Below are 8,347 nucleotides of genomic sequence, written 5' to 3'. Positions count from 1 at the left end.
CCCTACTGCCCTACTGCCCTACTGCCCTACTGCCCTACTGCCCTACTGCCCTACTGCCCTACTGCCCTACTGCCTCAAAACGTCCTCGCCCCCCGCGACACCGCGCGCGCCAGCATCCCGGTGAGCTGCGCCTCCGACTTGCGGAACGAGGCGGCGTCCTGCGCCGTCACATTGAAGACGATGTTGACTGGCTGTGCGGCGCCGCCCGCCGCGACGCCCAGCCGGCCGTCGGCGCCGCGGCTGAGCGGCAGCACCGCCTCCGGCCCCGCCTCGCCCATCAGGCCCAGCCGGCCGCCGGCGGGAAAATAGGTCGGCGCCGAAACCACGCCGCCGGAAGCGAACGGCACGACGCCGCCCTTGGCGAAGGGCAGCAAACCGCCGCCGATATTCGAAAACAACGATCCGAACAGCGACTGCAGCGGCTGCAGCCCCTGGTTCAGCGCCATGCCGGCGAGGTTCAGCGCGATGCGGCGCAGCACGCTGTCGAGCTCCTTGCCGTCCACCACCGCCCCGCGCAGCGCGCCCGCAAGCTGCGAGCCGAAGCCCGCCGACAGCCTTTGCAGATTGTCCAGCGCCGTCAGGAACGGCTCGGTATCCGCCTCGATCGCGACGGTGACGGTCTCGGCCATGCCGGCCTCCTTAGGTCAATCCGACGGAACCGCAGGGGACAGTTTACTTTGTTTCGGCAGAAAGGCCGCAGCGGTTCAGAAGTCGCGCAGGCCGAAAAAAGTAAACTGTCCCCGGCACTTCCGCCGTTTTTTTTGCGTTCATTTCGGGCTGTCGGGTAGACTTGGCATCAGTCCGGAAACTGGGTCATCAGCGCCGCCAGGTCGCGGCGCGCCGGAGCGGCGTTCAGCGCGTAGCCGTACAGGCTCATCGCCCGCTCCATCTCGCGCGGCGTCATCGACCAGAAATTCTCGGGAGAAAGCCGCAGCAGGCCGAACCCCACGGCCATCACCGTGTCCCACGGGAATGTCCCCCGCGAGGGCTCGCCCGCACCCGCTGCGGCCGTCAAGGGTGTGGCGTCGCTTCCTTCGTCCCGAAGGTGGCGGCAAGCAGTTCCGACACGATGCGCGCAAAACCCGCCGCGCCGTCGGCCGCCTGCATCGTCGCCACCTCCTCGTCGGTGACGGAATTGCCGGCACCGCGCAGGCCTGCGCCGACGATGCGGATCAGGTCGCGCGCCGAAAGCCGCCCGGTGGCGAAGCGCTCGACCAGGGCGCCGAGATCGTCGGCGGCATAGGCCGCTTCCAGCTCCGCCAGCGCGCCGAGCGTCAGGCAGAGGCGATAGCTCTGGCCGTCGAGGTCCGCCGCCACCTCGCCGCGGCGCCGGTTGACGCTCATGGCGCGGCCGCGAAGCTGATTGCGCCGGCCGATTCCAGCCCGATCTCGAAGGTCACCTCGCCGTCATGGCTGCCGGCATATTCGAGCGCGGTGATCTGGAACGGCCCCTCGACGAGGCCGAAGCCTGGAATGGCTAGCTGCCAGTCGACGATCTCGGCGGAGAAGAAACGCGAGCGGATAGCCGCGTCCGATTGCGCATCCTTGAAGATGCCCGAGCCGCTCGCCGAGGCGCGCTGCACGCCGCTGCCGGCGAGCAGCTCGCGCCAGCGCCCGGCCGAATCGGCATCGGTCACGTCGACGGTCTCGCTGTTGAAGGCCAGCCGCCGCGAGCGCAGCCCCGCGACGGTGACGAAGTTGCCCAGCCCGTCGAGATCGATCTTGAGCAGGAGGTCCTTGCCCTTCTGTGCGACCATGTTCGTGTCCTGGTGGTTGTTGAAATGCGCGGCGCAATCCCTCCCCCTCGAGGGGAGGGTGGCCGCGAAGCGGCCGGGTGGGGTCGGTCCAGGCCGGGCTCGACGTTCCAGCGGAGCCCCGGCGGGCTTACGTATCCGCCAGCTTCGCACCCCTCGAGCAGAGAGCTAAGCCGCCTCTTCCATCAGCACCCGGAACCGCAGCAGCCCGTGATGCACGGAAATATCCTCGTCGAAGCGCACTTCCGAGAATTCCAGCCGGATGCTGACCAGGTGGTAACCCGTCATCGCAAGCGGCGCATCGTCGAGCAGCGCCTGTGCCCGCTCCATGATCGCCAGCGCCTCCTTCTTGCCCTGGCTCTTCGACCAGATATGCAGCGTGAACAGGTGCTCGGTGCCGATTTCGGTGCCGGTGCTCCAATCGAAGGCGCTGGTGCGGCCGAAGGTGATGTAGGGGAACGCCACATGCGCCGGCGCATGGTCGTAGACCTTGCCGCCGCCGAGCAGCGCGGACAGCGCGCCGTCGCCGGCCAACGTGGCGAAAACGGATTTCTGCAGCTCAGCCGCGGCGGATGTCATCGTCATTGCCCCTCGTGGCGGCTCGCGAACGCTCGGGGCGATCGCCAGCGGACACACCACCTCCCAAGGTTGCAGCATCCGGGAATTCCACATCTTCCGCAAGCCTTTGCGCCTGCAATCTCAACGCGCGAATCAAGCCGTCGAGCGTCAGTCTCATGGCAAGGTTCATGCGCCGGTCTCCTTGACGCGGCAGACGAGGTAGCGGCCGCTCTCGTCGGGGTCCTGAACGATAACGATCGCGAAGACGCGGTTCTGCCGGACGAGCCGCATGCCGCTCGCCACGCCTTCGCGATGGCGGATGGTGACGCGGTGCGTATGCTCCTCCAGCGTCTGGCCGGCACCGAAGCGCGCCGCCTGCGCAACCGGCTCGATCTGCCCGAACACGGTGGCGACTTCCTGCCATCCGGTCACGTGGCCGCCCATGCCGTCGCCGGCCGGGGCGGGAGCCTGCAGCGACAGCTCATGCCGCAGCGAGCCGGGATCGATGAAGGTCGCCCGCATCAGATCCTCCGGTCGCGGTAGCTCGCAATCATCCGCTCGTAGGCCGGCGGGTAGGAAACCGGCTGCTCGTCGGGGCCGTAGCTCGCCCGGAACTCGTACCAGTGCGCCGCCAGCACCAGGATCGCCCGGCGCAGCAGGTCGGGCACGTCGGTACCCGCCTCGCCGAAGCCGGCGCGGAAATCGATGTCCAGCCCGTTCATCGCCCGCATCGGCTGCGGGCGCCTGATGAACAAGAGCCGCGCCGGGCGCGACACCACGTCCGCCTGGTAGTCGCCGGCGCCGACCAGCGAGGCCTCGCCCTCGGTGCCGTAGGCGGTGACGGCGATGATCTCGCGCACGGGATGGCGCATCAGCAGCACAATATCGCTTCGCGGGATGCAGTCGATGGCGAGCCGCCACGCCTGGTCGATCAGCGCCAGGCCCGTCGCCCGCTCGACGTCCTCGCGGGCGGCGCGGATCAGGCCCTCGATCAGCCCGTCCTCGGCCGATCCTGAAAGCCGCAGGAACGCCTTGGCTTCGGTCAGCGTCACGGGCTCGACCGTCGGCTCGGCGGTGCGCAGCAATGCCATGGAACGACCTCGTTGTGAGAAATGGAAGCGGCCCCGGCGGGAGGAACCGGGGCCGCGACGGCACCTGCGGACCGGAGGCGCAAGGAGAGGTGATCGCCGTCGGCTAGGTGCCGTTTCTGGCAGTTCCAGACCTGCCCAGGAGAAAATTCGCCAGCCCGGCGAAAATGGTGTTCGGCGAGCACCGCGCGGAGCGTAGGTCGAGCACACGGCACCGGAGCGCGGCAGAACTGTAGCGCGCAAATCAAATGGCGCCGCGCGCAACTTCAGTGCACTGAAATTACCTGCGAAACGGGGCTGGTAGCGAAGGTGGCTTGCCGCGTGGGTGGCGACTTATGTTTGCCTCACTGCCCTTGGTGATCGCCTGAACGAGAGGTCCCACTTCTTCAGCGATCTCGCGCGTCGATATCCCGGCCTCCATGGTATCAGAGATAAGCAGGTGGACATGGCTCTCCAAGCCAAGCACCGCTAGATCGGGGTGCGACAAGCTCTCTTCGACATATTTATCGAACAAGCGGCGGCCGCGTTCCGACATAGTTCCCCCTGTAGCTTTGCTGCTCTACTCACCGTATTCGTGTCGGTGCACCTGCCGAATGCCCAGAGTTCAATGGACATGGTATGATCATCCTGTTCGGGTTTGGAAACAAAGATGACCAGGACGGCATTTCCGGACTGAGGCGGGCCGGACCAGGCATCCTAAACAGTAGTCTTTCTTCGAGGACATAGCAAAACGGAGGATCACCATGGCATGGCAAGTTCCGCTTTCCACTAGTCAGGTTACGACCGTCGCGGCGCTGGGCGAAACAGACAGCGCTCTCATCATGCGCGGCGTAGCAATTGCCTCCACAGGCGACACAACTATCCGGGGTTTTGGCAGCAACCATGAGGTGATTGTCGATGGAGCGGTCACTGGCGTCTACGATACGATCTGGCTTGGGGCTGACCCTTCGAACGATTCGAATAACAAAGTCACAGTCAGCGAGGGCGCTTATGTTCGGTCGGTAGGCTCAGCCAGCGACAGCGGCATTGCGTCTTGGGGAACCAAGGCCGAAATTGTCAATCACGGCACGGTGAGTTCGAGTGGCTTTGCCGTCATTTTGACCGGGGTCAGCGCCAGCACTGCTTCGACGGTCATCAACACCGGTTTGATCGACGGTGGAACCATTGGTGTGGCGCGAGTGGGAGGCGGTACCGAGACGATTATCCTGAACAATTCCGGCACCATAAGCGGCGGGACCGCTTCCTATGGGGAATATAATCAGCAGGCAGTTGCAGGCAAGGACCTGATCGCCAACAGCGGCAGGATGATCGGCGACATCCTGCTCGGCGGCGGCGACGACCTTTATGATGGCCGGCTCGGTACCGTGGACGGCGACGTGTTCGGCCAAGCCGGCACCGACCGCCTCTATTCGGGGGCCGGCAACAACCGCCTGTTCGGTGGCGACGGTAATGACACGCTTATGGGCGGTGCCGGCGCCGACTATCTCAGCGGCGGCCTCGGCAGCGACCGCGCGGCCTACACCACATCAAAAGCGGGCATCACTGTCAGCCTCGCCAACGCTTCGCTCAATACTGGCGACGCCAAGGGAGACACCTTCAATTCGGTCGAGAACCTGACCGGCTCAGATTTTTCCGACACCTTGTACGGCACCAACGGCGTCAACGTCATCTCCGGCGGTGCCGGCAACGACACCATCAAGGGCTACCGGGGCAACGACACCCTTGCCGGCGGTTCCGGCAAAGATCAATTCGTCTTCGCTTCGGCGCTAAGCGGCACAAGCAATGTCGACACCATCACGGACTTTCGCGCTGTTGATGACACAATCCGACTCGACAATGCTTATTTTGCCTCACTGACGACACTCGGGACGTTGAGCGCAGCTGCTTTTCGGGCGAACACTACAGGGCTCGCGCAGGATTCGTCCGACCGGATCATCTACGAGACAGACACGGGCGAGCTCTATTACGACGCCAACGGCAACGCAGCCGGCGGCGCCGTGCTCTTTGCCAAGGTCGGCCCTGGGCTCGGCATCACCAATGCCGATTTCGTTGTGATCTGAAGTCTGTTCGTTCCTGTCGCGGCGGATGCGACAGTTCCGGTCGTAAGCTTCAAGACGACCCGCCGCCGAGGCCTCGGTCGTCCGTCCAGGCGTGATTTCCCCGTAAATCATTGTAATTTAATAAGTTTTTTCGGTTTTGCTCGACCAAAATCGGAACTCTAATGATGGCTGGGCATTCCTTGGGGAGACTACCCGTCGATGAGGCAACTGCACTTTGTCGTTGTGCCGTATCGCGTCGTAAGAGGGGACCTGCGGCCAGCAACACTGCTTCACCACGAATCCTCTCTATACACGGCGAAATGCCTGAATAATTAGCAAAGGTTGCCTGACTTTTTAGGCGCATACTGGCTATCTTTGGTGCCATCCGAACTTGCGCTGTCGATCGCCCGGTACGCCACTTGTGCCATTTGAACTGCGCGTGCGTTCCGGGACTTCGATCTTGCGCCTTACAAGAACGCCATTTGCGGGCCGGCATGGCGGATTTTCCGGCAGGCTTACGTCGTGCCGTATTTCATCAGCTTGATCGCGTCGAAGTCCTGCACGCCGCCGCCGACGCGCTTGGTCGTGTAGAACAGCACGTAGGGTTTCGCCGAATACGGATCGCGCAGGACGCGCACCCCGGTGCGGTCGACCACCAGATAGCCGCGGGAAAAGTCGCCGAAGGCGATCGGCGTGGTGTCGGTGCCGGCGTCCGGCATGTCCTCGGCCTCGACCAGCGGAAAACCCATCAGCATTGCGCGGCTTCCCGGCGTCGCCGGCAGCTGCCACAGATAGTTGCCGTCCGCATCCTTCAGCTTGCGGATCGCCGCCTGCGTCTTGCGGTTCATCACCCAGCTGGCGTTCTGCCGGTATCCCGCCTTCAGCGCATAGACCAGGTCGATCAGCTTGTCGGACGGGTTGCTCGCCGGCAGAGCGCCGGCGACGCCGGTGGCGATGTAGCCGATATCGCCCCAGGTCCAGCTCGCCTCCGCCACGGTGTCGTAGGCGAGAAAGCCTTTGGGCTTGTTGGTGCCGTTGCCGATGACGAAGGCCGCGCCCTCCTGCTCGGCGAAGGCGATCTCGATCTCGGCCGCGATCCACTGGTCGAGGTCGACCACGGCGTCCTCCAGCAGCGTCGGCGTCGCCGCCGGCATGGCATAGAGCTCCGCCGTCGGAAACTGCAGCTCGTCGAGCGTCGGCGAATTGGTCTGCGTCCGCGCCGCGGTCTCCGCCACCCAGCCGACGGCCGGCCCGCCGATCGAGAACGGTTTCTTCAGCACCGCCGACGACACCTGCCGCACCGAGGCGATTCCGCGGATCGGCGATATCTGCGAAAGCCGCCTGCCGATCTCCACCTCGATCTCCTCCGGCACCAGGTAGCCGCCGTCGGCACCCGAGCCGGCCGACATCGCCTTCACGTCGAGCGCGCGCATCGCCCGCTCGTCGCCGCGGCACAGATAGGCATCGAAGCCGCCTTGTGCTCGGAGGGTGCGGCCCGTCGTCCCCCGTCGCCCAGCGGCGGGCGCAGGCGCTTCAGCGCGAGATCGTCCAGCCGGCGTTTCTGCTCGTCGAGCGCCGTCGAGATGCGCTCCACCTTGTCGGTGGTCACGACGTCGGCGCCGAGCCGCCGGTCGATATCAGCCAGCTTCTCCTCGTTGGAGGCCTTGAACGCCTCGAAGGTGGTCATGAACTCGCCGAAGGCATCGGCGATGTCGGCATCCCGCGCCGACTTGGTTTCCAGCCCGTGCGGGCCCGTCATGTCAGTCATGGTCTCACTGTCCTTGCTCGTTGCATCATGCGTGTAGCCTCGCGAAGCCGGTTCACGAGGTCGGCGGTCGACCCGGGGGCGGCGTCCCGCGCCGCCAACAGGGTGGCGTAGCCCTTGGCGATCACCGTGCGGGCCTCGCCATGCGTCAGCCCCGCATCGCGCGTGAGCCAGCGTTCGAAAGTGCGGGCGGTCGGCAACCCGCCGCCCTTCACCGACTGCACGCGCGCGCCGGGCAGCATCGGAAAGGTGACGACCGAGATCTCCCACAGATCCGCCTCGACGATGCGACGGATGCCGGTCGTCGGGTCGTTGTGCGCCTTCACCGCGCGAAAGCCGATCGACAGGCCGTCGAGGGCGCCGGCGCGCATCAGCGACAGCACCTCGCGGGCGCGGCCGACATTCCTGGCCAGCCGCCCGCGCACCAACAGGCCGCGCGCGTCCTCCTTGAGTTCCGTCCACACGCCGATCGGCTCGCCCGGATCGTGCTGGTAGAGCATGCGCACGCCGGCCGCGCCGCGCTCGCTGATGGAGCGGGCGAAGGCGCCGCGCATCATCATGTCCTTGCCGAGATCGATGGCGCCGAACAGGCTGGCATAACCGGAGAAGGCACCGTCGGCCTCGACCTCGCTCAGCGCCAGGCCGGCATATTTGCGCTCGCAGGCGCCGCTGCGTCTTTCGCTCATCTGTCGCTCCCGTTCCTGAAAATCCGGCCGATCAGGCCGTTGCCGAAGGCGCGCTTGAGAAAGCCCAGCCCCCACCAGGCCGACAGGCTGGCCGCGGCCGCGCCCATCAGCGCCGTCTCGCCGGCGCCGAGCATGTGCCCGATGCCGAGCTCGGCGGCGATCTTGAGGCCGGCGGTGCCGCCGAACACGAGGCCGCAGACCAGGCCGACGGCGAAGCGCACCGCCGCCTCGCGCCGCCCGGCCGGCAGCATGTAGGCGAGCGAGATCGCCGAGCCCGCGACCGCGCCGGCTCCCTTGGCGACCCACAGCCAGGCCGCCTCGTTGATGTCTGTCATTGGGGGTTTCCGATGAGATGGGCGGCAGGCGTTCCAATCCGGAGACGGAGCCGGCTCGGAAAAGAGCCCCCTACTGCCCTACTGCCCTACTGCCCTACTGCCCTACTGCCCTACTGCCCTAC

12 protein-coding genes and 1 pseudogene are annotated in these 8,347 nt (G+C 65.7%); 1 reads left to right on the top strand and 12 read right to left on the bottom strand.

What is annotated here, in order from left to right; genetic code table 11:
- Window positions 1-74 precede the first annotated feature (74 nt).
- From AC5JDC_RS03025 to AC5JDC_RS02990, 8 genes are all read right to left on the bottom strand, one after another.
- Complete coding sequence (locus tag AC5JDC_RS03025; RefSeq protein WP_495838992.1) at window positions 75-629, bottom strand: phage tail tape measure protein; 555 nt, start codon at window positions 627-629, stop codon at window positions 75-77.
- Window positions 630-796: 167 nt separating this feature from the next.
- Entirely contained in the window at window positions 797-1,015 is a 219-nt protein-coding gene (locus AC5JDC_RS03020; RefSeq protein WP_495838990.1) for a rcc01693 family protein, read from the bottom strand.
- Window positions 1,012-1,344, bottom strand: coding sequence for a gene transfer agent family protein (locus AC5JDC_RS03015; protein WP_495838988.1), 333 nt, complete (start codon window positions 1,342-1,344; stop codon window positions 1,012-1,014). The genes AC5JDC_RS03020 and AC5JDC_RS03015 overlap by 4 nt, the downstream gene beginning before the upstream one ends.
- Complete coding sequence (locus tag AC5JDC_RS03010; RefSeq protein ID WP_495838986.1) at window positions 1,341-1,757, bottom strand: phage major tail protein, TP901-1 family; 417 nt, start codon at window positions 1,755-1,757, stop codon at window positions 1,341-1,343. The genes AC5JDC_RS03015 and AC5JDC_RS03010 overlap by 4 nt, the downstream gene beginning before the upstream one ends.
- 165 nt (window positions 1,758-1,922) lie before the next feature.
- Window positions 1,923-2,339, bottom strand: coding sequence for a DUF3168 domain-containing protein (locus tag AC5JDC_RS03005; RefSeq protein WP_245428659.1), 417 nt, complete (start codon window positions 2,337-2,339; stop codon window positions 1,923-1,925).
- Entirely contained in the window at window positions 2,314-2,502 is a 189-nt protein-coding gene (locus AC5JDC_RS03000) for a hypothetical protein (protein WP_106775663.1), read from the bottom strand. The genes AC5JDC_RS03005 and AC5JDC_RS03000 overlap by 26 nt, the downstream gene beginning before the upstream one ends.
- Window positions 2,499-2,834: a phage head closure protein gene (locus AC5JDC_RS02995; protein ID WP_495838983.1), complete on the bottom strand. Its 336-nt coding sequence runs from the start codon at window positions 2,832-2,834 to the stop codon at window positions 2,499-2,501. The genes AC5JDC_RS03000 and AC5JDC_RS02995 overlap by 4 nt, the downstream gene beginning before the upstream one ends.
- Entirely contained in the window at window positions 2,834-3,403 is a 570-nt protein-coding gene (locus AC5JDC_RS02990) for a head-tail connector protein (protein WP_495838981.1), read from the bottom strand. Before AC5JDC_RS02990 ends, AC5JDC_RS02995 begins: the two co-directional genes overlap by 1 nt.
- A gap of 740 nt (window positions 3,404-4,143) precedes the next feature.
- On the opposite strand from AC5JDC_RS02990, the gene AC5JDC_RS02985 reads away from it, so the two are divergent.
- The gene (locus tag AC5JDC_RS02985) at window positions 4,144-5,460 is read left to right on the top strand and encodes a calcium-binding protein (protein WP_495838979.1); all 1,317 of its coding nucleotides are present in this window, start codon (window positions 4,144-4,146) and stop codon (window positions 5,458-5,460) included.
- A 494-nt stretch (window positions 5,461-5,954) separates the two neighbouring features.
- Here the strand turns inward: AC5JDC_RS02985 and AC5JDC_RS02980 are convergent.
- From AC5JDC_RS02980 to AC5JDC_RS02965, 4 genes and pseudogenes are all read right to left on the bottom strand, one after another.
- Window positions 5,955-6,935: pseudogene (locus tag AC5JDC_RS02980) on the bottom strand (phage major capsid protein); the annotation flags it as partial.
- Window positions 6,854-7,207, bottom strand: a complete 354-nt coding sequence (locus AC5JDC_RS02975; RefSeq protein WP_495838977.1) for a hypothetical protein — start codon at window positions 7,205-7,207, stop codon at window positions 6,854-6,856. The gene AC5JDC_RS02975 and the pseudogene AC5JDC_RS02980, both read right to left, overlap by 82 nt.
- A complete protein-coding gene (locus tag AC5JDC_RS02970; RefSeq protein WP_106775667.1) occupies window positions 7,204-7,890 on the bottom strand; it encodes an HK97 family phage prohead protease in 687 nt (228 codons plus the stop codon). The genes AC5JDC_RS02975 and AC5JDC_RS02970 overlap by 4 nt, the downstream gene beginning before the upstream one ends.
- Window positions 7,887-8,225, bottom strand: a complete 339-nt coding sequence (locus AC5JDC_RS02965; protein ID WP_106775668.1) for a DUF6107 family protein — start codon at window positions 8,223-8,225, stop codon at window positions 7,887-7,889. Before AC5JDC_RS02965 ends, AC5JDC_RS02970 begins: the two co-directional genes overlap by 4 nt.
- Window positions 8,226-8,347 lie beyond the last annotated feature (122 nt).

It is taken from the genome of Kumtagia sp. (assembly GCF_059502445.1).
The sequence above is the reverse complement of the archived record's forward strand: the minus strand, read 5'-3'. Positions and strand labels throughout refer to the sequence as shown.